The sequence below is a fragment of the Halorubrum aethiopicum genome, assembly GCF_001542905.1.
Lineage (GTDB): Archaea > Halobacteriota > Halobacteria > Halobacteriales > Haloferacaceae > Halorubrum > Halorubrum aethiopicum.
Map to the genome: position 1 here is coordinate 563,096 of NZ_LOAJ01000001.1, position 23,297 is coordinate 586,392.

Annotated in this window: 22 protein-coding genes; 13 read left to right on the top strand and 9 right to left on the bottom strand. The window is 69.8% G+C overall.

The window, feature by feature from the left end; genetic code table 11:
- Window positions 1-2: 2 nt before the first annotated feature.
- From AXA68_RS02715 to AXA68_RS02730, 4 genes are all read right to left on the bottom strand, one after another.
- A complete protein-coding gene (locus AXA68_RS02715) occupies window positions 3-1,064 on the bottom strand; it encodes a phosphotransacetylase family protein (protein WP_066412463.1) in 1,062 nt (353 codons plus the stop codon).
- Window positions 1,061-3,217: an acetate--CoA ligase family protein gene (locus AXA68_RS02720; protein ID WP_066412470.1), complete on the bottom strand. Its 2,157-nt coding sequence runs from the start codon at window positions 3,215-3,217 to the stop codon at window positions 1,061-1,063. The genes AXA68_RS02715 and AXA68_RS02720 overlap by 4 nt, the downstream gene beginning before the upstream one ends.
- An 85-nt stretch (window positions 3,218-3,302) precedes the next feature.
- Window positions 3,303-4,955: a PAS domain-containing sensor histidine kinase gene (locus tag AXA68_RS02725; RefSeq protein ID WP_066412472.1), complete on the bottom strand. Its 1,653-nt coding sequence runs from the start codon at window positions 4,953-4,955 to the stop codon at window positions 3,303-3,305.
- Window positions 4,956-5,064: 109 nt separating this feature from the next.
- Complete coding sequence (locus AXA68_RS02730; protein WP_066412480.1) at window positions 5,065-5,454, bottom strand: winged helix-turn-helix domain-containing protein; 390 nt, start codon at window positions 5,452-5,454, stop codon at window positions 5,065-5,067.
- A 167-nt stretch (window positions 5,455-5,621) separates the two neighbouring features.
- Here AXA68_RS02730 and AXA68_RS02735 point away from each other — a divergent pair, with 167 nt between their 5' ends.
- The 3 genes from AXA68_RS02735 (at window position 5,622) to AXA68_RS02740 (ending at window position 7,302) form a co-directional block, all read left to right on the top strand.
- Window positions 5,622-6,401: a helix-turn-helix domain-containing protein gene (locus tag AXA68_RS02735; protein WP_066412482.1), complete on the top strand. Its 780-nt coding sequence runs from the start codon at window positions 5,622-5,624 to the stop codon at window positions 6,399-6,401.
- Window positions 6,402-6,533: 132 nt separating this feature from the next.
- Window positions 6,534-6,686, top strand: coding sequence for a DUF7560 family zinc ribbon protein (locus tag AXA68_RS17020; RefSeq protein WP_198530012.1), 153 nt, complete (start codon window positions 6,534-6,536; stop codon window positions 6,684-6,686).
- A gap of 163 nt (window positions 6,687-6,849) precedes the next feature.
- A complete protein-coding gene (locus tag AXA68_RS02740; RefSeq protein ID WP_066412484.1) occupies window positions 6,850-7,302 on the top strand; it encodes a pyridoxamine 5'-phosphate oxidase family protein in 453 nt (150 codons plus the stop codon).
- A 96-nt stretch (window positions 7,303-7,398) separates the two neighbouring features.
- Here the strand turns inward: AXA68_RS02740 and AXA68_RS02745 are convergent, their stop codons facing one another.
- The 3 genes from AXA68_RS02745 to pan1 form a co-directional block, all read right to left on the bottom strand.
- Window positions 7,399-8,196: a creatininase family protein gene (locus AXA68_RS02745; RefSeq protein WP_066412486.1), complete on the bottom strand. Its 798-nt coding sequence runs from the start codon at window positions 8,194-8,196 to the stop codon at window positions 7,399-7,401.
- Between the two features lie 167 nt (window positions 8,197-8,363).
- Window positions 8,364-8,501, bottom strand: a complete 138-nt coding sequence (locus AXA68_RS16590) for a DUF7560 family zinc ribbon protein (RefSeq protein WP_142985070.1) — start codon at window positions 8,499-8,501, stop codon at window positions 8,364-8,366.
- 85 nt (window positions 8,502-8,586) lie between these two features.
- On the bottom strand, window positions 8,587-9,804 hold the full coding sequence (gene pan1 / locus AXA68_RS02750) for a proteasome-activating nucleotidase Pan1 (RefSeq protein WP_066412488.1): 1,218 nt from the start codon (window positions 9,802-9,804) through the stop codon (window positions 8,587-8,589).
- A 141-nt stretch (window positions 9,805-9,945) separates the two neighbouring features.
- Between pan1 and AXA68_RS02755 the strand changes: the two genes are divergently transcribed.
- The 9 genes from AXA68_RS02755 to prf1 all read left to right on the top strand — a co-directional run bounded on the left by AXA68_RS02755 (window position 9,946) and on the right by prf1 (window position 20,822).
- A complete protein-coding gene (locus tag AXA68_RS02755) occupies window positions 9,946-10,209 on the top strand; it encodes a MarR family transcriptional regulator (protein ID WP_066412490.1) in 264 nt (87 codons plus the stop codon).
- Window positions 10,210-10,309: 100 nt separating this feature from the next.
- Window positions 10,310-10,696 (top strand): hypothetical protein, encoded by a 387-nt coding sequence (locus AXA68_RS02760; RefSeq protein WP_066412492.1) that lies wholly within the window; start codon window positions 10,310-10,312, stop codon window positions 10,694-10,696.
- Window positions 10,693-12,066, top strand: coding sequence for a DNA double-strand break repair protein Mre11 (gene mre11 / locus AXA68_RS02765; RefSeq protein ID WP_066412495.1), 1,374 nt, complete (start codon window positions 10,693-10,695; stop codon window positions 12,064-12,066). The genes AXA68_RS02760 and mre11 overlap by 4 nt, the downstream gene beginning before the upstream one ends.
- Window positions 12,063-14,756, top strand: a complete 2,694-nt coding sequence (gene rad50 / locus AXA68_RS02770) for a DNA double-strand break repair ATPase Rad50 (protein WP_066412498.1) — start codon at window positions 12,063-12,065, stop codon at window positions 14,754-14,756. The genes mre11 and rad50 overlap by 4 nt, the downstream gene beginning before the upstream one ends.
- A gap of 800 nt (window positions 14,757-15,556) precedes the next feature.
- Window positions 15,557-16,102, top strand: coding sequence for a hypothetical protein (locus AXA68_RS02775; RefSeq protein WP_066412500.1), 546 nt, complete (start codon window positions 15,557-15,559; stop codon window positions 16,100-16,102).
- 70 nt (window positions 16,103-16,172) lie between these two features.
- Complete coding sequence (locus AXA68_RS02780; RefSeq protein WP_066412502.1) at window positions 16,173-17,108, top strand: NAD-dependent epimerase/dehydratase family protein; 936 nt, start codon at window positions 16,173-16,175, stop codon at window positions 17,106-17,108.
- Window positions 17,109-17,169: 61 nt separating this feature from the next.
- Window positions 17,170-17,568 carry a hypothetical protein gene (locus AXA68_RS02785; RefSeq protein WP_157884770.1) on the top strand — a complete coding sequence of 133 codons (399 nt, stop codon included), beginning with the start codon at window positions 17,170-17,172 and terminating at the stop codon, window positions 17,566-17,568.
- A 91-nt stretch (window positions 17,569-17,659) separates the two neighbouring features.
- Window positions 17,660-19,459, top strand: coding sequence for an arginine--tRNA ligase (argS, locus tag AXA68_RS02790; protein ID WP_066412507.1), 1,800 nt, complete (start codon window positions 17,660-17,662; stop codon window positions 19,457-19,459).
- A 112-nt stretch (window positions 19,460-19,571) separates the two neighbouring features.
- Window positions 19,572-20,822, top strand: coding sequence for a peptide chain release factor aRF-1 (gene prf1 / locus AXA68_RS02795; RefSeq protein WP_066412509.1), 1,251 nt, complete (start codon window positions 19,572-19,574; stop codon window positions 20,820-20,822).
- Between the two features lie 30 nt (window positions 20,823-20,852).
- Here prf1 and AXA68_RS02800 read toward each other — a convergent pair whose 3' ends face one another.
- Entirely contained in the window at window positions 20,853-21,293 is a 441-nt protein-coding gene (locus AXA68_RS02800) for a metal-dependent transcriptional regulator (protein WP_066412510.1), read from the bottom strand.
- 61 nt (window positions 21,294-21,354) lie between these two features.
- Window positions 21,355-21,840 (bottom strand): rubrerythrin, encoded by a 486-nt coding sequence (locus tag AXA68_RS02805; protein ID WP_066418325.1) that lies wholly within the window; start codon window positions 21,838-21,840, stop codon window positions 21,355-21,357.
- 118 nt (window positions 21,841-21,958) lie between these two features.
- On the opposite strand from AXA68_RS02805, the gene AXA68_RS02810 reads away from it, so the two are divergent.
- Entirely contained in the window at window positions 21,959-23,290 is a 1,332-nt protein-coding gene (locus tag AXA68_RS02810; protein WP_066412511.1) for an aminotransferase family protein, read from the top strand.
- Window positions 23,291-23,297: the final 7 nt, after the last annotated feature.

Genomic DNA, 23,297 nt, shown 5'->3' on the forward strand with positions numbered 1-23,297 from the left:
AGCTAGACGAGCGCGTCCACGTCCGCGTGCGCCGCGAGCAGGTCCGCCATCCGCTCGACGGTACGGGCGTCGCGGGTCCGGCCGCCGCTTATCACCTCCTCGACGCGGTCGATCGCGGTTGCGGTGTCGGTGTTCACCGCGAGCACGGCGGTTCCGGCCTCCGCGGCCCGCCCGAGCACCGCGCCCGAAGGGCGGTGCCCGCCGGTGAGCACGAGACACTTGACGCCCGAGGCGTCGAGGGCGGCGGTCTGGACGTCCGCGCGGTCGCCGCCCGTGATCACCGCGGCGTCGCGGGCGCGCCGGAAGTGCCGGAGCGCCTCGTCGCCGCCCATCGCGCCGACGAGGAACCGCTCGACGAACGCGTCGGTGGGCCCGTCGGTCAGCAGTTCCGCGCCCAGCTCGTCCGCGAGGTCGGCGACGGTGACGCCGGCGAGCTCCTTCTCGTGCGGGAGCGCCCCGAAGACCGAGATCCCGCGGGACTCGAGGAAGGGGATCCCGTCGTGATCGAGCGAGTCGAAGGCGGCGTCGTCGACCTTGTTGAAGAGGACGCCGGCGAGCCGGTCGCCGAACGCGTCGGCGGCGGCGAGCACCGCGTCGAGGTCGCCCGGCGTCCCGTACTCGGCCACGAGCACGACGCGCGCGTCGAGCAGTTCGGCCACGTCCACGTCGGTGAGGTCGACGACGCCGCCCGTGGTCCAGTCGCCGCCGCCCTCCACGAAGAGGTGGTCGCGGTCGGCGGCGAGCCCGTCGAACTCCTCGCGGATCCGCTCGCGGAGCGCCTCGGGGTCCTCCGTGCCGCGGACCGCGCCCTCGACGAACGTCGGCGAGTAGACGACCGGTTCCATCTGGTGCATCTCGGCATCGAGCCCGAGCACCTCGCGGGCGAGCATCGGGTCCCGGTCGAGCGTCTTGCCGACGTTCGACTGGAGCCGGGTGCCCTTCGGTTTCATGTAGCCGACGCTCGCGTCGCGGTCGGCGGCGAGCCGCGCGAGCGCGACGGTGATGGCGGTCTTTCCGGCTCCCTCTCCGGTCGCGGTGACGAGTGTGGTGGTGGTGTCTGTCATTGGTGGGGTTCCTCGGGGGCGAGTGCTTCGGATCCGTCATCGAGGTCGAGCTCCTCGGGGTCGACGGTGAGTCGGACGTCGACGGCGGCGGCGTTCGCGCCGCCGTCGGCGTCGGGCAGTGCGACGAGCGGGTTGATGTCGAGCTCCAGGATCGCGGGGAAATCGGTGACGAGCTGTGAGAGCCGGCCGATCGTCTCGATCACGGCGTCCAGATCGACCGGGTCGCGGCCGCGAGCGCCGCGCAACAGCGGCGCGGAGCGGATCTCCTCGGTCATCTCGCGGGCCTCCGGCTCGGAGACGGGCGCGACGCGGAAGGCCGTGTCCTCCATCACCTCCACGAAGATCCCGCCGAGCCCGAACATCACGAGCGGGCCGAACTGCGGATCGCGGTTCATCCCGACGATGGTCTCGACGCCGTCCTCTAAATCGACCATCTCCTGGACCTGGACGCCCAGGATCGTCGCGTCCGGCTGGTAGTTTCGCGCGCGGGTGACGAGGTCCTCGTAGGTGTCCGCCGCGTCCGCGTCGGGGACGCCGACCGCGACGCCGCCGATGTCGGACTTGTGGAGGATGTCCGGCGAGACGATCTTCATGACCACGTCGCCGTCGATCCCGGCCGCGACCTCGCTCGCGCGCTCGGGCGAGTCGACGATCTCGCCGGCGGGCGTGGGGATCCCGTAGGCGTCGAGCAGTTCCATCGCCTCCACGCCGAGGCGGTTGTCCTCGCGGTCGCGGACCGTCGCGAGCACCTCGCGGGCGCGCTCGCGGTCGACGTCGAACGACATCGGGTCGGCGTACTCGCGCTCCCTGATGTCGCGGTACTCCGCGAGCGTCGCGAGGCTCTCGATCCCGCGGGCGGGGTCGAAGTAACAGGGGATCCCGGCCGCCTGAAGCCGCCGTTTCGGCTCGCGGGTCCGGTCGCCGCCCATCAGGCAGGCGGCGACCGGCGCGTCGGTTTCGGAAACGGTCTCGCGGACCGCCTCGCCCAGCTCGTCGAACTCGAGGGTCGCGGTCGGCGCGGCCAACACGAGCGCGGCACCCACGTTCTCGTCGGCGATGACGGTCTCGAGCGCCTCGCGGAACCGGTCGACGTCGGCGTCGCCGATCACGTCGACGGGGTTGTGGACGTTCGCCTCCTCGGGCATCGACTCGCGGAGCGCCTCCGTGGTCCCGCTCGTGAACGAGGCCAGCTCGAGGCCGGCGTCGCCGACCGCGTCGGTCGCCATCACGCCGGGGCCGCCGGCGTTGGTCACGATCGCGACGCTGTCGGTGTCGGGCAGCGGCTGGCTGCCGAGGATGCCGGCGGCGTCGAACAGCTCGTCGACCGACTCCGCGCGGATGACGCCCGCCTGGTCGAGACCGGCCTCGTAGGCCCTCTCGGAGCCGGCGAGCGTGCCGGTGTGCGAGGAGGCCGCCCGCGCGCCGGCGCTCGTGCGACCGGACTTCACGGCCACGATCGGGGTGTCGGCGGCGGTCTCGCGGGCGGTCTCGATGAACTCGCGGCCGTCCTCGATCCCCTCGAGGTAGCCGATGATCACGTCCGTCCCCTCGTCGTCGCCCCAGTGGTCGACGAAGTCCGTCTCGTCGAGGACGGCCTTGTTCCCGAGCGAGACCACGTCCTTGAAGCCGACGCCGTTGTCGTTGGCCCAGTCGAGGACGGCGGTGACGAACGCGCCCGACTGGCTCATGAAGGAGAGCCCGCCCGGCAGGGCGTTCTCGGGGCCGAACGTCGCGTTCATTCCCGAGGGCGTCGACATGATCCCGAGGCTGTTCGGGCCGACGAGGTTCAGGTCGTACTCGTCGGCTATCTCGGCGAGACGACGCTCGCGGTCCGCGCCGTCCTCGCCCGTCTCGCCGAACCCCGCGGTGATCACGACGACGTTGCCGACCCCCGCCTCGCCGCACGCCTCGATGGCGTCCAACACGATCGAGGGCGGGACGACGACGACCGCGACGTCGGCGTCGGCGTCGCCGACCGCGTCGACGCAGGGCGTCCCGAGCACCTCGTCGTAGTTCGGGTTGACGGGGACCGTCTCGCCGTCGAAGTCCGCGAGCAGGTTCGACGTGACGGCGCGGCCGACCGCGCCCTCGCGGGCCGTCGCGCCGACGACCGCGACCCGGTCCGGGTCGAACAGTTCGTTGAGCGTACCCATCGGTTCCACCTACGCGGACGCCCGATTTAATATCGGTGACTGTTCCTCGAGGCCCGAAATCCGCACGATCGTCCGCGAGCGTGGGTCACTCGCGCGCGATCCCGTCCCGTCGGTCGCGGTCGATCGTCCCGCTTTCCCGGTCGAGGTCGACCGTCTCACTTCCCCGGTCGTCGATGGCCCCGCTCCGGCGCTCGGAGTCGAACGACCGCCGCGACGCGGGATCTGACCCCCGCGTCGTCGCCTCCGCCGTCGCCTCCATCGGTCCCGTCGGAATCCACGTCCCGGTCGGCTCTCGCGCCTCGGCCGGGATCTCCGCTCCGGTCGGCTCTCGCGTCCCCGTCGACTCCACGGCGCACTCACACGCGGTCTCCCGCGCGCCGGGGAGGCAGAGCGTGACGACGTTCCCGTTCGGGTGGGTGTCGAACGCGAGACTCCCGCCGGACCGCTCGGCGATCCAGTAGACGAGCCACAGCCCCATCCCGACGGTGTGTCTGAGGCGGTCCATCTCCCACTCGTCGGTGACGGCTCGGCGCTGTTCGGTCGGGATCGGCGGGCAGTTGTCCCTGACCGCGATCGCGACCCGCTCGTCCTCGCGGCCCACCCCGATCCGAACGACGGGGGCCGACTCGGCGTGCTCGACCGCGTTCTCGACGAGTTCGTCGATCGCGTACCGGAGCTCCGGGACCGCGACCGCGGTCGCCTCCGTGACGCACGAGACGTCGAACTCGGCGCGGGGATCGCGGGTCCGAACCCGCTCGACCGCCTCGGAGACCAGCGGCTCGACTGGGAGCGGCCGCGGGGCTCCGCTCTCCCCCAGCAGATCGATCACGTCCCGCTGTTTCTCCGCGGTGTCGAGGAGCTCCGCGGCGACGCGGCGGATCGTCTCCGCGTGGGTCTCGAGCCCGTCGGTCGTTCGGTCGGCGATCCGCTCTGCGGTCCCCATCACGACGTTCATGTCGTTCCGGATGGTGTGACGCAACAGGTTGTCCATCACCGTCAGCTGGCGGTTCCGCCGGTACTCGGCGGTGACGTCCCGAGCGAATCCGGAGATCGCGACGATCCCCTCGCCGCCGTCCTCGTAGACCGGTTCGGCCGGCACGCGGACCCACTTCGCCTCGCCCGTCGAGGGCTCGATCCGGTAGTCGATGCGCACCGGCTCTCCCGCCGAGAGCCGCGCCATCGCGCGTTCGACCGCGCGGCGATCGTCCGGGTGGACGACGTCGAGGAACCGACTCGGATCCGCGCGGAGGTCGGCCGAAGTCATCCCGAACACGGTTCCGAGCGAGTCGTTCGCGAACAGCAGCTCGGACCAGTCCGCGTCGAACATCCAGAGCACGTCCGGCGACGTCGAGACGATGGTCTCCAGCCGGCGGATCGACTCGACCTCCCCCGTGACGTTCCGCGAACTCATCACGTAGCCGTCGACGCCGGTCTCCGCGGGCGGGTACAGGTCGCTCTGGAGCCAGACCCATTCGCCGTCTGCGGTTCGGTACCGGTACTCGAAGGTCTCCTCCGGCGGCACGCCGTCGACGGCGGTCGCGAAGAGCCGCTCCACCCGTCTCTCGTCGTCGGGGTGGACGAACTCGAGGACGCTCTCGCCGACGAGATCGGCGGGTTCGAACCCGAGAACGTCGGTGACGGTCGCGTTGAGGTACCGGAAGGCTCCCTCCTCGTCGAGCACGACGACCGTCTCCCCCGCGAGATCGAGAAGGGTCTCGGGTTCCGGCGAGTCGGTCATACGCCAACCGTCGGCCAACGGGACGTATAATGATGATCGTCCGGTTCTCAGGATCGAAAACGACGGCAGGAGGCGGGGTACCGCCGTCGACGGCGACCGCTCGGCGGGCTCAGTCCGCGGAGACGCCGGGCGCGTCGAAGGCGGCGATGGACGCGTCGGCGTCCGCGGACTCCATCGTCAGCCGAACGCCGGCGTCGGAGAGCTCGACGGTGGCGTCGGTGACGCCGCGGGAGTACTCGGCCGCGTGGTCGCCGTTCGGGTCGAACCGGACCCCCTCGGCGAGAAGCGGCGTCTCGCTCAGTCGCTCGACCTTGCGGTAGGCCGTCGAGAGAGCGATGTCGCAGTCGTCGGCGATCTCGTTCGTGGTCATCGGCTCGTCCACCGCGGCGAGGATGCGCCGACAGTCGGGATCCGAGAGCGCGTCGAACGCGGTGTCCAGGTCGTCGTCGGCCTCCGTCAGCGTCGTCGGGCCACCCAGGCGGGACGGGTCTCGTTTCATATCTATAGATCCGCCCTCCGTCCCCCCGAACCCCGTCCCTGTATATGCGGGGTGTTTTATAAGCTATCGACGAGGGCGCGGGGGAGACGGCGGGGAGCGTTCGCCCGCCGAACGGTGGCGGCGGACGGGCCGTCAACGTTTTGTCCGGCGGCAGGGAGGAACGAACGATGGGAGCCGGCATCAGGGCGGAGGTCTCGCTGCCGACGTCGTCGCCGTCGCCGTTCGACGGCGTTGTCGACGGGTCGACCCCGATCTACAGCGTGGCACGGAGCCGGATCGCCCCCGAGCCGGCCGCTGACGACCGTCCGGCGGGCGACGACGGCGAGGATGGCGGGATGCCGGACGACGAGACGCCGGACGACGGGGTGCCAGACGACGGGACGCCCGACGACGGCGAGGAACGGGACCCCGGCGTCCCCGCCGACGCCGCCGGCGACACCGTCGTGATCGAGTTCCTCGCGGACGCCGACCTCGAGGTCCCGGAGGGCGTCGAGACGGTGTTCGATTACGGCCGGAAGGCGGCCTACCGGTTCGAGGTGCCGTGTGCCGACGAGTCGCCGTTCTCCGTGCTCGACCGCCACGGCGTCCCGGCGACGGAGACGGTGGTCCGGGACGGCCGGCTCCTCGTGACGTTTCACGCGACCGATCTCCCGACGCTGCGGGGGGTCCTCGAGGACCTCCAGGAGTCCTGTGCGGACATGCGGGTGCTGCGGCTGTTACAGTCGTCGACGACGCCGGAGGAGAGCGACCTGGTCACCTTCGACCGGAGCGAACTGACCGAGCGCCAGCGCGAGGTGCTCTCGGCCGCCTACGACGCCGGCTACTTCGATCACCCGAAGGGGGCGAACGCGGGGGAGGTGGCCGCGGAGCTCGACATCGACCGCTCGACGTTCAGCGAGCACATCGCGGCCGCCCAGCGGAAGATCCTCGCGACGGTGCTCGACTGACGACGTCCCGGGGCCGCGGGGCCGCCGCGCGACGCGAGACCGGCGCGGTCGTCGCGGGACCCGACCGGCCGGATTCTGACGGCGTGGGAACACGATGATCGTTTGATAGGGACGGCCGTCGTACTCGCATCCATGACGACACCCACACACACCTTCGTCTGCCCGGAGTGTCGCCGCTCGTTCGAGGTGGACGACGCGATGCGGGAGGCGCTGCTCGAGGCCGGCTGTGTCGTCTGCGGCGCGCCCGTCGTCGACGCCGACCTCACCGCCCCCGCGGTGGAGTGATCGGCGGTCGGAACTCCCCGAACTCGCCGTCGGAGGCCCCTCCCTGACCGCCGGCGGAGAGCCCCTCCTCGGTCGCCGGCGGCGACCGTCACGCGTCCCGCGAGCGCCGGGGGCGTCGGCCGGTCTCGTGTGGTTTATGCCCCCGTGTGTAGAGACGTAGCGTATGACGACGAAGCGCGAGGCTGAGATGTCCGCGTCCGAGATCGACGCGTTCCTCGCCCGCCACGAGACCGGCGTGCTCTCGCTCGCCCGCGACGACACCCCGTACGCGATCCCGATCTCCTACGGCTACGACGAGAACTCACGCGAGGCGTTCCTGCGGCTGGTCTCCACCGTCGACAGCGAGAAACGCGAGTTCCTCGGCTCCGATCCCGACGCCCGGATCGTGGTGTACGAGGAGGACGACGGGAGCTACACCAGCGTCGTCGCCGTCGGGACGCTCGAGCGGGTCGACCCCGCGACGCTCACCCCCGAGACGATCGCCCAGTACGGCGAGACCCGCCGGCCGCTCTTCGAGATCTGGGCCGACGGCAAGCCCGACCTCGACATCCAGCTCTACCGGCTCGCTCCCGACCGGCTGACCGGCCGCACCGTCGTCGTCGACCGCGACGAGTAGTTCCCCGGACCTCCGCTTCCTCGCCTCTCGATTCCGTCCACTCCTCGCGTCCCGTCTCTCGACTCCGTTCCCTCTCGCTCCGTCTCCCGTCTCGATTCACTCCTCGCGTCGCCGACGCTCCAGCTCCTCGATCAGCGTCACCACGTCGGAGACCGCCGCGTCGACGAGCGCCGCCCCCTTCTCTGCCGTCGCGACCGTCGGGTCCCCGACGTTGCCCGCGGGAGTGATCGACGCCATCTCGTCGGCGGTGAACGCCCAGCCGACCTCGTTCTCGCCGAGCGCGTCGTAGTCGGTGAGCGGGAGCGACTCCGCGGGGGGATCGACCGCGGTCGCGGCGTCCATGTCGACGAGTTCGGGAAACAGCTCCAGCATGATGCTCGTCTCGAACTCCGAGGCGTGAAACGACACCTCGCCCGTCCGTATCTCCTCGGCGACGTCCGCGAACAGCTCCACGAGCGGGACGTGGAACGCCTCCACGTCGCTTTCGGTCCGGAGCCGGCGGACGACGATCTCCAGTTCGGGGTCCTGGGCGAGGTAGTGGCCGTTGACGAGCAGGACGTGTTCGATCCCCCAGTCGGCCGCGGAGTCACAGACGTCGAAGACGTACCGCTGGAACGTCTCCGTCGACACCGTCACCGTCCCCGGCTTGAACGTGTGGTGGGGAGTGACACCGTACGGGATCGGCGGGGCGAGAAGCGCCGGGACGCGCTCGGCCACGAGCGCCCCGATCGCCTCGGGCATGAAGACGTCGACGCCGAGCGGCAGGTGGTGGCCGTGCTGTTCGACGCTGCCGACCGGAAGCAGCAGCGTCCGGGTCTCCTCGAGCGCGGAGTCGACCTCGCGCCACGTCAGCTCGTCGAGCCGGCTCGTCTCGAGGCCGGGGGAGTCGTTCATGCGGGCGCTTCGCGTGCGTGGAAGAAAAAGACGAACGGACGAGCGGGAAAGCGAGAGGGCGGACGGGCGAGGAAGGCGAACGGCCGGGAAAGGCGAACGGGCGAGGAAGACGAACGGCCGGGGAAGGCGAACGGACGAGTTCGATCGGGAGGCGCGGACCGAGGCGGCTACGCCTCGGCGAAGTCGTCGTCGCTCACGGCGGTCGTACAGACGGGGCAGCCGACCTCGAGGATGGTCTCGCGCATCTCGTCGTTCACCTCGATGGTCTGGTTACAGCCCGGACACGAGAACTCTGCGGTCGTCACGATGGTCCCTCGTTGATCCGAGAACGGCGGCGGGCGATATAAACCACCGGCTTTCGGCCGGGACGGCGGGGGGCGGTCGGGCGACCTACGCGAACGCGAGCGAGTCGTCGGCGTCGGTCTCGTCGGTCTCCTGGAGCTTCTCGTAGGCCTCGAGGAAGTCCTCGAGCGTGACCTGCGTCCGGTCGTCGCGGATCGCGAACATCCCGGCCTCGGTACAGATCGCCTTGATGTCCGCGCCGGAGGCGTCCTCGACCATGCCGGCGAGCTCCGTGAAGTCGATCCCGTCGGCGAGGTTCATCTTGCGGGTGTGGATCCGGAAGATGATCTCCCGGCCCGCGGTGTCGGGTTTGGGTACCTCGATGAGCCGGTCGAAGCGGCCGGGACGGAGGATGGCGGGATCGAGCATGTCGAAGCGGTTGGTGGCGGCGATGATCCGCACCTCGCCGCGCTCGTCGAAGCCGTCCATCTCCGAGAGCAACTGCATCATCGTGCGCTGGACCTCGGCGTCGCCGGAGGTCTTCGAGTCCGTCCGCTTCGAGGCGATGGCGTCGATCTCGTCGATGAACAGGACGGCGGGCTGGTTCTCGCGGGCGACCTCGAAGAGGTCGCGGACGAGCTTCGCGCCCTCGCCGATGAACTTGTGGACGAGTTCGGAGCCGGCCATCTTGATGAAGGTGGCGTCCGTCTCGTTGGCGACCGCCTTCGCCAGCATCGTCTTGCCGGTCCCCGGCGGGCCGTACAACAGGACGCCGCTCGGCGGCTGGATGCCGACGTCCTCGAACATCTCGGGACGCTCGAGCGGCATCTCGACGGTCTCGCGGACCTCCTGCATCTGGTCTTCGAGCCCGCCGATGTCGTTGTAGGTGACGTCCGGGGAGTGTTCGACCTGCATGACGCGGGCGCGGACGTCCGTCTCCTTCTCGAGCTTCTTGACGACGGACAGCGAGTTGTTGACCGCGACCCGGTCGTCGGGGCCGATCTCCTCGCGCATCTCCTCCGTGATCTCCGTCAGCGCCTCCTGGTTGTTGCCGTGCTGTTTGATGACCGCGCCGTCCTCCGTGAGCTCCTGGACCGTGGCCACGAACAGCGGCGACTGCTTGAGCTTCTTGTTCTCGTGGGTGAGCCGCTCGAGCTTCTGTTGGTACTTGTTGTTCTCGGCGTTGGCGTCGAGGAGCTTGTCGCGCATCTCCTCGTTCTGCGTCTCGAGGACCTCCAGCCGCTCCTGGAGGGTCTCGATCTTCTCCTGTCTCGACGCCGATCCCTCGTCGTAGGGCATGTCGACGTCGTCGACGGTGTCACTCATTACCCGTAATAAAGCGTCTCGCGGATAAGAGGCTTCGGGTGGGGGCACTCGAGATCCGTTCCGCCGCGAATGTATATTCCCTATAGTAATAAAACAGGATAGTAAATATTATCTAACGGCATGATATACTGACGACCACGCATGAGCACCACGGAAGCCGTCGCCGCCGACGAGGACGTCTCGGACCGCTGGGAGGCCGTTCGCGACCTGCCGCCGAGCGCCAAGCTCGTCGCGAAGGTCCTCGATTACAACGACACGCTGACCCAGAGCCAACTCGCCGAGGAGACGCTTCTCCCCCCGCGGACCGTCCGGTACGCGCTCTCCCGGCTCGAGGAGGAGGACGTGATCGACTCCCGCTTTTCCTTTACCGACGCCCGCAAGCGGCTGTACTCGCTGGCGGTCTGATCGGCGGCTCGCCGCCCGATCCGACCGAGAGCCGCGATCCCGCTCCGCTCCCGCCCGCGAGCCCCCGAGGGTCTAAACCCGATGTCGACCCAGCCGCCGCATGGTCTCGACGGACGACGTCAAACGGGCGCTCGCCGCGCTCGCGACCCGAACGGACACCGCGACCCGCCCGTACGCGGCGGTGATAGCCGAGGCGGACGCCGCCCGGACCGATCTCCGCCGAGCGGCCGGTTTCGTCGAGGCCGTCGGGCTCGACCGGCTCGAGACGGCGGCAGACGAGGCGGACCGCGACGGCGACGCCGACCTCGCCGCCCGCGGGCGCGAGGCGCTCGAGGCGTACCGCCGGTACCGGGCCGTCGCGTCGGGATCGGGGAACCCTCCCGGTCGATCCGAGCATCCCGATCGTCCCGACGGACCCGACCGCCTCGATCCATCCGACCGGCCCGGAACCCCTAAACCCGACACGGGCCAACCGTCGAGCCGATGACACGGGTGATCCACACCGGCGACACCCACGTCGGGTACCAGCAGTACCACTCGCCGGTCAGACGCCAGGACTTCCTCGACGCGTTCGGGGCCGTCGTCGACGACGCGGTCGACGACGACGTCGACGCCGTCGTCCACGCGGGCGACCTCTTTCACGACCGGCGGCCCGAACTCCCCGACCTCATGGGGACCATCGCCGTCCTCCGGCGGCTCGCGGACGCCGGGATCCCGTTCCTCGCCGTCGTGGGCAACCACGAGTCGACGCGGGGAGGCCAGTGGCTCGACCTCTTCGAACGGCTCGGGCTCGCGACCCGGCTCGGCGACGCCCCGACCGTCGTCGGCGACGTCGCCTTCTACGGCCTCGATCACGTCCCCGTCTCCCGCCGCGACGACCTCAAGTACGACTTCGAGCCGCACGATGCCGACTACGCGGCGCTCGTCGCACACGGCCTCTTCGAGCCGTTCGCCCACGCCGACTGGGACACGGAGACCGTCCTCGCGGAGAGCGACGTCGACTTCGACGCGATGCTCCTCGGCGACAACCACACCCCCGACAGCGCCGAGGTCGCGGGGACGTGGGTCACCTATCCGGGGTCGACCGAGCGCGCGAGCGCGAGCGAGCGCGAGGGACGCGGCTACAACCTCGTGAGCTTCGACGAGGCGTCCGTCGGCGGCGACGACCGCGTGGAGATCCGCCGACGCGCGCTCGACACCCGCGAGTTCGTCTTCGTGAGCGTCGAACTCGGACCCGACGAGGGCGAGGCGCGCGTCCGCGAGCGGGTCCGCGAACACGACCTCGCCGACGCCGTCGTGCTCGTCGAGATAACCGGTGAGGGCGACCCGGTCACCCCGGCCGCGGTCGAGGAGTTCGCGGACGCCGAGGGCGCACTCGTCGCGCGCGTCACCGACCGCCGAACGGTGGAGACCGACGAGGAGTTCAACGTGAGCTTCGCCGACCCCGAGGCGGCCGTCCGCGAGCGGATCGCGGAGATGGGGCTCTCGGCGGCCGGGCTCGACGTCGACGACGCGGTCCGGTCGGACTCGATCGCCGACGCCAACGTCCGCGAGACCGTGAAGAACCGCGTCGAGGAGCGGCTCGACGACCCATCCGCGTTCGCCGCCGCGGACGACGCCGAAGGCGAGAGCGACGCGGAAAACACCGGCCGCGAGGAGGCGTCGGGAGGTGACGGCGATCCGGAGAAAGCGTCGGAACGCGACCCGATCGACGACGATGCGACCGAGGCCGACACGGCCGACGAAGGATCGGCTGACGAGAGATCGGCCGACGACGACGCGACCGACGACGAAAACGATCGATCCGACCGGTCCACGCCGGCGGACGGGCAGGTCTCCATGGAGGACTACCTGTGAGGTTCGACCGGATCCGGCTCTCGAACTTCAAGCCGTACGGCGACGCCGACCTCCGGCTCTCCGAGGGCGTCACCGTCATTCACGGGATCAACGGGAGCGGCAAGTCGTCGCTGCTCGAGGCCTGCTTCTTCGCGCTGTACGGCTCCAAGGCGCTGGAGGGAACCCTCGAGGACGTGATCACGAACGGCGAGGAGGAAACGGAGGTGGACCTCTGGTTCACCCACGACGGCGTCTCGTATCACGTCGAGCGGCGGCTCCGCCGATACGACGACCGCGTCGACCACGACTGTTCCCTCGAGACGACCGGCGGCGGCGACGCGACGCGAGACGGCGCGACGGCGGTGAGGCGGTTCGTGACCGAGCTGCTTCGGATGGACGCCGACGCGTTCGTCAACTGCGCGTACGTCCGACAGGGCGAGGTGAACGCGCTCATCAACGCCACGCCGAGCCAGCGTCAGGACGTGATAGACGACCTCCTCCAGCTCGGCACGCTCGAGGAGTATCGCGAGCGCGCGGGCGACGCCCGCCTGGGTGTGGAGGACGTGTTGAACGCGAAGCGGGCCGTCCTCGAGGAGAAGGAGACGCGGATCGAGCGGAAGGAGGGGGAGGACCTCCACGAGCGGCTCAACGGGCTCGAGAGCGACCTCGGCGAGGTGACCGACCGGATCGAGCACTACGAGACCCAGCGGGAGCGCGCGAGGGAGACGCGGGAGGCGGCGGCCGAGACGCTCGAGACCCACGAGGAGAAACGGTCCGAGCTGGCGGCGGTCGAGGAGGACGTCGAGTCGATCGAGACGGCGATCCGCGAGACCGAACGCGACCGCGAGGACCACCGGGAGGCGATCCGCGAGACCCGCGAGCGCGTCGCGGAGCTCGAGTCGGCGATCGACGACCGGCTCGACGCGGCCGGGCTCGAGGTCGCGACCGACGAGGCGATGGCGGCGCGCCGCGAGGAGCTCGACGACCGGGAGGCGGAGATCCGCGAGGAGCTCGACGACCGGCGGGTGAGAGCCGAGGCGTTCCGCAACCAGGCGACCAACCTCGCGGCGAAGGCGGACGACCTCGCCGAGCGCGCCGACGGGCTCGAGGAGGAGGCCGAGGAACTCGCCGAGGCGGCCGACGCGGCAGAGCGGGAGGCCGACGAGCGGGAGACCTCGATCGAGGAGCTCCGCGAGGAGGCCGAGACGCTCCGCGAGCGGTTCGAGACGGCCGACGCCGACGTCGACCGCGAGGGCGTGACCGACCGCCGCGAGACGCTGCGGGAACGCCGCGGAGAGATCCGCGAGCGGATCGCGGGGCTGGAGACGGAGCTGAAGAACGCCCGCGAGCGCGTCGCGGAGGCCGAGGAGCTGCTCGCCGCCGGCAAGTGTCCCGAGTGCGGCCAGCCGGTCGAGGACGCCCCCCACGCGACGGGGATCGAGGAGGACCGCGAGCGGGTCGGGGAGCTGGAGGGGAAACTGGAATCCGCGCGCGAGCGGGCGAGCGACCTCGACGAGCGGCTCGCGGAGGTCGACGCGCTCGCGGACGCGGCCGAGCGGCTCGCGGAGATCGACGAGACGACCGGGATCCTCGAGGAGCGGGCCGCGGAGAAGCGCGAGGCGGCGACCGAAAAGCGCGAGGCGGCGACCGAAAAGCGCGAGGCGGCGACCGAAAAGCGCGAGGAGGCCGAGTCGACGCGGGAGGTCGCCGAGGAGAAACGCGAGGAAGCGACGGCGACCGCGGAGCGGGTCGCGGAGTTGGAGGAGGCGCTCGAGCGCGTCGCGGACGCCCGCGGGGCGGTCGACGCGGTCGAGAAACGGCTCGCGGAGATCGAGGAGCTGGAGGCGGAGATCGAGCGACGACGCGAGAAGCGCGCGGACCTGGAGGCCGTGAACGACGAGCGCCGCGACCGGCTCGCGGACAAGCGCGAGCGACGCGACGAGCTTCGCGAGGCGGTCGACGAGGAGGCGGTCGAGGCCGCACGCGAGCGGAAGGAGGACGCCGAGGAGTACCTCGAGCGGGTCGAAGCGGAGCTCGACCGGCTCGACGAGCGGCGGACCGAACTCCAGAACGCGATCGGCGGGGCGCGCGGCGAGATCGAGGCGTTAGAGGAGCTCCGCGAGGAGCGCGAGGCGCTCGCCGAGACGGTCGCGGCGCTCGAGTCGCTCCACGAGGAGACGACGGAGCTGGAGGCGACCTACGGCGACCTCCGCGCGGAGCTGCGCCAGCGCAACGTCCGGGAGCTCGAGCGCACGCTCAACGAGACGTTCGAGCTGGTGTACGGCAACGACGCGTACTCGCACATCGAGCTCGACGGCGAGTACGCGCTCACGGTGTACCAGAAGGACGGGGAGGCGCTCGACCCCGAGCAGCTCTCGGGCGGCGAGCGGGCGCTTTTCAACCTCTCGCTGCGCTGTGCGATCTACCGGCTGCTCGCGGAGGGGATAGAGGGGGCCGCGCCCACACCTCCGTTGATCCTCGACGAGCCGACCGTCTTCCTCGATTCCGGACACGTCTCCCGGCTCGTCGACCTCGTCGAGGAGATGCGCGGGTTCGGCGTCAAACAGATCGTGATCGTGAGCCACGACGACGAGCTGGTGGGGGCCGCGGACGAGCTCGTGACCGTCGAGAAGGACCCGCGGACGAACCGCTCGACCGTCACTCGCGAGGACGCCGCCGGGGTCGACATCGCGTCGCTCGCGGACGACTGAGTCGGAAGGGAAATCGAAGACGAAGGGACGGCCGAAGCGGACGACCGAAACGACCGACGCGTCCGTGGTGGCGCGCCTCCGAGCGGCCCGGAAGCTGTGAGGAGCCCGCGAGGTCGCCGCCGGGGTCGACATCGCGTCGCTCGCGGACGACTGAGTCGGAAGGGAAATCGAAGACGAAGGGACGGCCGAAGCGGACGACCGAAACGACCGACGCGTCCGTGGTGGCGCGCCTCCGAGCGGCCCGGAAGCTGTGAGGAGCCCGCGAGGTCGCCGCCGGCTTCCGCCGTCGGCTGCGGGAGACGCGCAGCGCCTCGCCGTCGCGAGGACGACGGCGGCCGCGCAGTAAGCACCGTAGCGAGGGAGACAGCGACCGAGCGGGGAGCGTGGTTCGAAACGGCTCAGCCGTTTCGTCATTGTCGGACTGCGTCCGGCTAGGGGTCAGATTCCGAGGCGTTCTGACGACATCGCCAAAGGCACCTCTCACCGTTTCGAACGACGGCAAGGATCCCGAGTCCTCACGACTGGGGCTTTGGACGTGTTCACCGCGCTAGCAACGATCGCAGTTGTATCGCTCGGATCTCCGTTGAAACGCCCGTGCCGCTGGCACCCGAAACGTAACGCTTTTTTTCACTCGAAACCTTACCGAAAGGATCCGATTCCCGCGAACGTACACACATGTATTCGTACCAACCAAACCACTTATGGATCCGATACTACACGGTCGATCCGTCACTGAGCGATCCGACATGTCACTTGCCGACGCACACAGACCGTCGACCCGTCGCGAACGGTACCGTCTGATGGCCGACGCCGCGAGCCGACCGTTCGCGGTCGGCGCGATCGCGGTCCCCCTTCTCTTGCCCGTCCTCGGCTACCTCTCCGGCGACGTCCGGGCCATGTTCACCGTCCACCTCTTCCTCGGCGCGTTCTGGTTCGGCACCGCGGTGCTCGGCGCGGTCGTCCTGGGTCCCGTGATGGGGTCGCTCTCCGAGGGGGCGAACGTCGAGTTCGCCGAGGGGTTCGTTCCGAAGATGAACCTCCTCATGGAGCCGGTCTCGCTCGGGGTCGTGGGCTCCGGGATCGGGCTCGCCTCGATGATGGGGCTTCTGGCCTCGCCCTCGCCGTCGCTGTGGGCGGCGCTCGTGCTCGCGGCCGCGCTGCTCGTGCTCGGGTTCGGCCCGCTCCACGCGTTCACCTCCGGGATGTTCGACGAGATCGCCGCCGAGGACACCGACCACGAGCGGCTCGCCGAGTTGAACAAGAAGTACGGGATGTTGAGCATGGTCGAACTCCTCCTGATGATCGCCATCCTCGGGACGATGTCCGGGATCCGCTGGGGATTCTGACGCGGTCGTCAGATCCCGCCCGCTCGTCCGAATTCCACACGTACTTATCCGCCACCGCTCACGGACGCGTATGGATCTCGCCGACTCACGCGTGCTGGTCACGGGCGGGGCGGGGCTCGTCGGGAGCCACCTCGCGGCCCGGCTCCTCGAGGCGGGCGCGACCGTCCGCGTCGCCGACGACCTCTCGAAGGGCGACCGCGACCGCGTCCCCGAGGAGGCCGAGTTCGTCGAGGCGGACGTGACCGACCCCGACGACGTCGCGGCGGTCGTCACCGCCGACCTCGACGTCGTCTTCCACTTCGCCGCGTACACGGACACGAACTACGACGACGACCGCGAACTGTTCGAGGCGAACACCGAGATGACGTACAACGTCTTAGAGCGGGTGGCCGAGGTCGGCGTCGACCGCTTCGCGTTCACCTCCTCGTCGACCGTCTACGGGGAGGCCCCCCGCCCGACGCCGGAGGACCACGCCCCGATGGAGCCGATCTCCATCTACGGCTCCTCGAAGCTCGCCGACGAGGCGCTGATCTCCACGTACGCCCACTCCTACGGGGTTCAGTCGTGGGTGTTCCGGTTCGCGAACATCGTCGGTCCCCACCAGCGCGGCAACGTGATCCCCGACTTCATCGAGAAGCTCGAGGAGGACCCGACCGAACTCGAGATCCTCGGCGACGGCCGCCAGGAGAAGTCGTACATGCACGTCACCGACTGCGTCGACGCGATCCGCCACGTCGTCGAGCACGCGGACGACGACCTCAACGTCTACAACCTCGGGACCCGGACGACGACCTCCGTCACCCGGATCGCGGACGTCGTGAGCGAGGAGCTCGGCGTGGATCCGGAGTACGACTACACCGGCGGCGACCGCGGCTGGACCGGCGACGTGCCGAAGATGCGCCTGTCGATCGAGAAACTCGCCGCCCTCGGCTGGGAGCCGTCCATCGAGAGCGACGAGGCGGTCCGGCGCGCGGCGCGACAGCTGATCGACGAGATCGTCGAGTGAGCGGCTACCGCGTCCCCTCCCGTCGGAACGCCTATGGTCGCGGTCCGGCGATCCGTGGATGATGATCCCGTCAACGTGGTATCCGGACCGCCCGCCGACGTGGACCGACGTGCTCGTCGGCGTTCTGGTCCTGCTCTGGATACCGATCAACCTCGGGTCGCTCCGGACGATCCACTGGAGTTGGGTGGTCGGCGGCGCGGCGATAGGCGTGGTTTCGGTCGGCCCGCTCGCCAACTCACGGGGCGGGAAACGGGTCGGAGCGTGGTTCCGGGGGATCGGCGTCGGGGGACGGATCGCCGTCGTCCTCTCGTTTGCCGCGGCCGTCTGGATCGCGAGCAACCGGGTCGACGTCTCGAGCGAGATCGTCACCAGCGCCGCGGGCGGGTTCATGGTCTCGTTGGGGCTGTTCCTTCTCGCGTATCTGATCCGTTGGGGCGAGGTCCGGAGGAGAGACGAGTAGTCGCCGTCGGTTTCGTTTCCCCGCGGGATCACGCCGATCCCTCCCGAGCCGCTTCGGAAGGCCCTTTTAATCCGCCGGTCGAACGGACGGTATGTTCAGACAGTTCCGGTCGGAGGTCGAGGCGGCGCTTTCCGACGCGCTCGCCGCCCTCGATCTCCCGACCGACGACCTCGGCATCGAACGCCCGCCGGACGAGATGGACGCGACGCTCGCCTCCAGCGTCGCCTTCCGGCTCGCGGGCGAGGTCGGCGACGCCCCGCCGAACGTCGCGAGCGACGTCGCCGGGGCGATCGACGTCTCCCCCTACGACTACCTCGTCTCCGTCGACACCGCCGGACCGTACGTCAACTTCCACGTCGGGGATCGCTACCTCGCGGACACCCTCGCGGCCGCGGCCGGAAACGAGACGTACGGCGTCCTCCCCGACCGGGACACGAGCGTCGTCGTCGAGCACACGAGCGCGAACCCCACGGGGCCGGTCCACGTGGGTCGCGCACGCAATCCGATCGTCGGCGACGCGGTCGCGAACGTCCTCGAGTACGCCGGCTACGACGTGGACCGCCACTACTACGTCAACGACGCGGGCCGTCAGATGGCGGTGTTCACCTGGGCGTACGAGACGTTCGACGAGTCGGACCTCGAGGAGGAGCCCGCCCGCGACCGCGCCGAGTACGACCTCGTGCGCTACTACCGCCGGGGGAACGCCTACCTCGAGGAGGCCGACGCCGACGCGGTCGAGGCCGCAGAGGCCGAGATCCGGTCGATCCTCCAGGGGTTGGAGGCGGGCGACGAGGAGACCTACGAGCGCGTCGGCGAGGTCGTCGACGCGGTGCTCGGCGGCATGAAGGACTGCCTCGCCCGGCTGCCCGCGGAGTTCGACGAGTTCGTGAAGGAGACGCGGTTCATGCGCGACGGCTCGACCGACGACATCGCGGCGCGGCTCAAGGAGACGGAACACGCCGTCTACGAGGAGGACGCCTGGCAGCTCGAGCTCGACGAGTGGGGGATCGACAAGAACCTCGTCTTCCTCCGCTCCGACGACACCAGCCTCTACACCACCCGCGACCTGGCCCACCACGAGTGGAAGTTCGACAACTACGACCGCGCCGTGACCGTGCTCGGCGAGGACCACAAACTACAGGCCGATCAACTGGGAGCAGCCCTCGAACTGCTCGGCAACGACACCGACGGGCTCGGTCACGTCATCTACTCGTACGTCAACCTGCCCGACGGGAAGATGTCGACCCGGCAGGGGACCGGCGTCATGCTCGACGACCTGCTGGACGAGGCGATCGACCGCGCCCGCGAGGCGGTCGAGAGCCGGATGGACGACCGGATCCGCGACGACGACCTCACCGACGAGGACGTCGAGCGCATCGCCCACCAGGTGGGGATCGGCGCGGTGCGGTACGACATCGTCTCCAAACAGCCCGCGAAGGCGATCACCTTCGAGTGGGAGGAGGCGCTCGACTTCGAGGCGCAGTCGGCCCCGTTCGTCCAGTACGTCCACGCGCGGTGTTGCGGGATCCTCGATGAAGCGGCCGACGCGGGGTTCGACGTGCCCGAGCCGGGCGACGCGTCCGCCTCCGGCGACGCCTTCGACGCCGACGCCGCGGCCCTCGAGACCGAGGAGGCCGAGACCCTGCTGCGGGAGGTCGCGCGCTTCCCCGCAGTGATCGAGTCGGCCGCCGAGGACTTGGAGCCGCACACGATCGCGACGTTCACCCGCGAGTTCGCGGACGCGTACAACGCCTTCTACCGCGAGTGTCCGGTGGTGACCGCCGAGAGCGACGAGCTTCGGGACGCCCGGCTCGCGCTCGTCGCGGCCGCGCGATACACGATGGCGAACGCGCTCGACGCGCTCGGCGTCTCCGCGCCCGAGTCGATGTAGGGCGGGGTCGCCTCACGTCGCGAGCGCCGCCGTCGCCGGCCGGGATCGCGGTCGTCTCGCGGTGACCCGGAGGTCAAAGGTTACTTACACGCGCCACGCCGTAGTGGAGACAATGAGTAGCGACGCCCAGCAGGCGAGCGAGGACCGGCGGAAGTACGAGTTCCGCAAGGTCATCGAGGAGCTCAAGGACTTCGAGGGCTCCGGCACGCAGCTCGTCACCATCTACATCCCCGAGGACAAGCAGATCTCGGACGTGGTCGCCCACGTCACCCAGGAACACAGCGAGGCGTCCAACATCAAGTCCAAACAGACCCGGACGAACGTCCAGGACGCGCTGACCAGCATCAAGGACCGCCTCCGCTACTACGACACCTACCCGCCCGAGAACGGGATGGTGATCTTCTCCGGCGCGGTCGACTCCGGCGGCGGCCGGACCGAGATGGTCACCCGGACGCTGGAGTCGCCGCCGAACCCCGTCCAGTCGTTCCGCTACCACTGCGACTCCGCGTTCCTCACGGAGCCGCTCGAACACATGCTCGCGGACTCCGGGCTCTTCGGACTCATCGTGCTCGACCGCCGCGAGGCCAACGTCGGCTGGCTCAAAGGCAAGCGCGTCGAGCCCGTCAAGTCCGCCTCCTCGCTCGTGCCCGGCAAACAGCGCAAAGGGGGCCAGTCAGCCCAGCGGTTCGCCCGCCTCCGGCTCGAGGCCATCGACAACTTCTACCAGGAGGTCGCGGGAATGGCCAACGACCTGTTCGTCGACAAGCGCCACGAGCTCGACGGCATCCTCGTCGGCGGTCCCTCGCCGACGAAAGACGAGTTCCTCGACGGCGACTACCTCCACCACGAGCTCCAGGACAAGGTGCTCGGCAAGTTCGACGTGGCCTACACCGACGAATCCGGGCTGAAGGACCTCGTCGACGCCGGCAGCGAGGCCCTCTCCGACCAGGAGATCGTCGAGGACAAACGCCACATGGAGGAGTTCTTCGAGAACCTCCACACCGGCGAGGAGGCCACCTACGGCTTCGAGCAGACCCGGCGGAACCTGATCATGGGCTCCGTCGACCGGCTGCTCATCTCCGAGGACCTCCGGTCCGACGTGATCGTCTACGAGTGCCCCAACGGCCACGAGGAGTTCGAGGTCGTCGACTCGCGACACTCCACTCCCGACCACGAGTGTTCCGAGTGCGGCGAGGACGCGGCGGTCGACGAGCGCGAGGACGTCATCGAACACCTGATGGCGATCGCCGAACAGCGCGGGACCGACACCAAGTTCATCTCCACGGACTTCGAGAAGGGCGAACAGCTGCTCGACGCCTTCGGCGGCGTCGCGGGCATCCTCCGCTACTCGACCGGCGTGTAAAGCGCCGAAACGCCTCCCGTTCTCGCCGTCCTACTGCTCCGGCTCCGCCGGTACCGCCGCGACCTCCAGACACGCGCAGGCGTCCGTCTCGGGGTCGAAACAGTCCGGACACTCGGGCTGGCGGTCGATGATCGTGTCGAGCCGATCGGCGACCGTGTCGTCGATGACCGCCTCCAGCTCGTGGGCCTCCTCGCGGAACTCCTCGACGGCCAGCACGTTCGCGAGGAAGCGCTCGATGATACAGTAGGTCTGGAGCGCGTCGCGCGCCTTCACGATCCCGTCGTCGGTGAGCCGGACCCCCTTGTACTTCTCGTGTTCGGCGAGCCCGCGCTCCTCGAGCTTGCCGATCATCTCGTTGGCGCTCGCCGGACTGACGCCGAGGGCGTCGGCGATCGACCCGGTCGAGGCGGGGCCGTCCTCCTGTTTCTGTACGACGTAGATCGTCTTGAGGTACTGGTCTGCGGTGTTCACGGTTCGCCTCCCTCCGTTGTCGTCGGCCTCTTCGGTCCGCTCGTCGGCTCGGTGCTCCGGCTCATCGCCGCTCCATGACCTCCGTGACCTCGCTTACGCCCTCGGCCTCCTCCTCGCGGATCGCCTCCAGGGTGTCGAGCAGCTCGTCGCGGTCGACCGAGAACTCGGCGTCCGCGCCCTCGATCGCCTCGATGAGGTCGTCGTAGAACTTGTATGCGGTCTCCTCGTTACACAGCTGGTCGTACAACACGCCGTCGAAGTCGTCCGGCTGCGTCCGCCCGTACCGCGCGTCGACGAGCGACTCGATCTCGTCGAACGGGACGCTGTCGACGCCGAGCCCCTCGATGAGCCCCTCCAGCCGCGCGCGGTGCTCGGCGGACTCCTCGGCGGCGTCCGAGAGCAGGTTCTCGACCTCCTCGTCGAGCTCCGCGTCGAGGCTCTCGTAGTGGTGGTGGGCCCGCGCCTCGACGACCTCCTCCAACACGATCCCGATCTGTAGCAGTCTGGCGAGCTGGTCGTCGGAGGTGATCCGCTGGCTGACGCTCACCTCGACCACCCGTCGCCGTTCGATACGCCCGTTCGCATGGTGTCACGTCGGGGCCTCCCCGACTTAAGCGGTTCCCTCGGGGATCGATTTATGCCGCCCACCCGCGAGGAGGGTTTCCATGGGCGTGTTCTACAAGTGGGGAGCGGGCCGAGACCCCGGCCACCCGGAGATCGTCGACGCGCACGGCTCGACGCTGGTGACCGCGGACGGCGACGAGATCGTCGACGCGGCCGCGGGCGCGGCGGTCGTCAACCTCGGCCACTCGCTCGAGGGCGTCGCCGACGCCATGGCCGAACAGGCCGAGCGGGTCGGCTACGTCTCGACGTCGCACTTCTCGACCCCGGCCGTCGAGTCGGTCGGCGAGAAGCTCGCCGCGATGACGCCGGGGTCGCTGAACGCCGCCTTCCTCGTCGACTCCGGCAGCGAGGCGATCGAGTCGGCGATCAAGCTCGCGCGCGACTACCACGTCGCCCGCGGCGAGCCGACGCGCGAGGCGGTGATCGGCCGGTGGACTTCGTACCACGGCGCGACGCTCGGCGCGCTCGCCGCCTCGGGCAACACCGGCCGGCGGACGACGTACGACCCGCTCCTCCGGGACTGGCCGAAGATCGGCCCCTCGTACCCCTACCGCTGGGAGTTCGACGGCTCGCCCGAGGAGCAGGCGGTCGCGGCCGCCCGGGAACTGGAGCGGCTCGTCCGTCGCCGCGGCCCCGAGACGGTCGCCGCGTTCGTCGCCGAACCCGTCGGCGGCTCGAGCATCCCCGCGACGCGTCCGCATCCCGCCTACTACCGCGAGATCCGGCGGATCTGTTCGGAGTACGGACTCCTCTTCATCGCCGACGAGGTGATGGTCGGATTCGGCCGAACCGGGGAGTCGTTCGCCTGCGAGGGGCTCGGCGTCACGCCGGATCTGCTGGCGCTCGGCAAGGGCCTCTCCGCCGGCTACGCCCCGATAAGCGCGACGATGGTCGCCGACGGCGTCGTCGAGGCGCTCGAGGACCACGACCACCCCTTCCAGCACGGCCACACCTACAGCGGGAACCCGATCTCGGCCGCGGTGGCCGACCGCGTGCTCGACCGCTACACGGAGGACCTGTTCGCGGCGGTTCGGCGGCGCGGGCGGCGGCTCGAGGCGGCCCTGGAGCCGCTCGCCGAGAGCCCGATCGTCGGCGAGATCCGGCGGGTCGGGCTCCAGATCGGGATCGAGTTCGTCGCCGACCGGGAGACGAAGGCCCCCTTCGATCCGGACGCCGACGTCGCCGACCGGGTCTACGACGCCGCGCTCGCGAACGGCGTGTACACGTATCCCGGCGGCGGCAGCGTCGACGGGCAGGCGGGCGACCACCTCATGCTCGCGCCGCCGCTCACGGTCGACGACGCGGACATCGAGGCGATCGGCGAGGCCGTCGTCTCGGCCGTGAACCGGGTCGCCGACGAGGAGGGATACTAGGGGAGAA

What these genes read in the sequence shown, in the direction of transcription:
- AXA68_RS02715 (WP_066412463.1), bottom strand. Translation starts at nt 1,064, where the DNA reads ATGACAGACACCACCACCACACTCGTCACCGCGACCGGAGAGGGAGCC.
- AXA68_RS02720 (WP_066412470.1), bottom strand. Translation starts at nt 3,217, where the DNA reads ATGGGTACGCTCAACGAACTGTTCGACCCGGACCGGGTCGCGGTCGTC.
- AXA68_RS02725 (WP_066412472.1), bottom strand. Translation starts at nt 4,955, where the DNA reads ATGACCGACTCGCCGGAACCCGAGACCCTTCTCGATCTCGCGGGGGAG.
- AXA68_RS02730 (WP_066412480.1), bottom strand. Translation starts at nt 5,454, where the DNA reads ATGAAACGAGACCCGTCCCGCCTGGGTGGCCCGACGACGCTGACGGAG.
- AXA68_RS02735 (WP_066412482.1), top strand. Translation starts at nt 5,622, where the DNA reads ATGGGAGCCGGCATCAGGGCGGAGGTCTCGCTGCCGACGTCGTCGCCG.
- AXA68_RS17020 (WP_198530012.1), top strand. Translation starts at nt 6,534, where the DNA reads ATGACGACACCCACACACACCTTCGTCTGCCCGGAGTGTCGCCGCTCG.
- AXA68_RS02740 (WP_066412484.1), top strand. Translation starts at nt 6,850, where the DNA reads ATGACGACGAAGCGCGAGGCTGAGATGTCCGCGTCCGAGATCGACGCG.
- AXA68_RS02745 (WP_066412486.1), bottom strand. Translation starts at nt 8,196, where the DNA reads ATGAACGACTCCCCCGGCCTCGAGACGAGCCGGCTCGACGAGCTGACG.
- pan1 (WP_066412488.1), bottom strand. Translation starts at nt 9,804, where the DNA reads ATGAGTGACACCGTCGACGACGTCGACATGCCCTACGACGAGGGATCG.
- AXA68_RS02755 (WP_066412490.1), top strand. Translation starts at nt 9,946, where the DNA reads ATGAGCACCACGGAAGCCGTCGCCGCCGACGAGGACGTCTCGGACCGC.
- AXA68_RS02760 (WP_066412492.1), top strand. Translation starts at nt 10,310, where the DNA reads ATGGTCTCGACGGACGACGTCAAACGGGCGCTCGCCGCGCTCGCGACC.
- mre11 (WP_066412495.1), top strand. Translation starts at nt 10,693, where the DNA reads ATGACACGGGTGATCCACACCGGCGACACCCACGTCGGGTACCAGCAG.
- AXA68_RS02775 (WP_066412500.1), top strand. Translation starts at nt 15,557, where the DNA reads ATGGCCGACGCCGCGAGCCGACCGTTCGCGGTCGGCGCGATCGCGGTC.
- AXA68_RS02780 (WP_066412502.1), top strand. Translation starts at nt 16,173, where the DNA reads ATGGATCTCGCCGACTCACGCGTGCTGGTCACGGGCGGGGCGGGGCTC.
- AXA68_RS02785 (WP_157884770.1), top strand. Translation starts at nt 17,170, where the DNA reads ATGATCCCGTCAACGTGGTATCCGGACCGCCCGCCGACGTGGACCGAC.
- argS (WP_066412507.1), top strand. Translation starts at nt 17,660, where the DNA reads ATGTTCAGACAGTTCCGGTCGGAGGTCGAGGCGGCGCTTTCCGACGCG.
- prf1 (WP_066412509.1), top strand. Translation starts at nt 19,572, where the DNA reads ATGAGTAGCGACGCCCAGCAGGCGAGCGAGGACCGGCGGAAGTACGAG.
- AXA68_RS02810 (WP_066412511.1), top strand. Translation starts at nt 21,959, where the DNA reads ATGGGCGTGTTCTACAAGTGGGGAGCGGGCCGAGACCCCGGCCACCCG.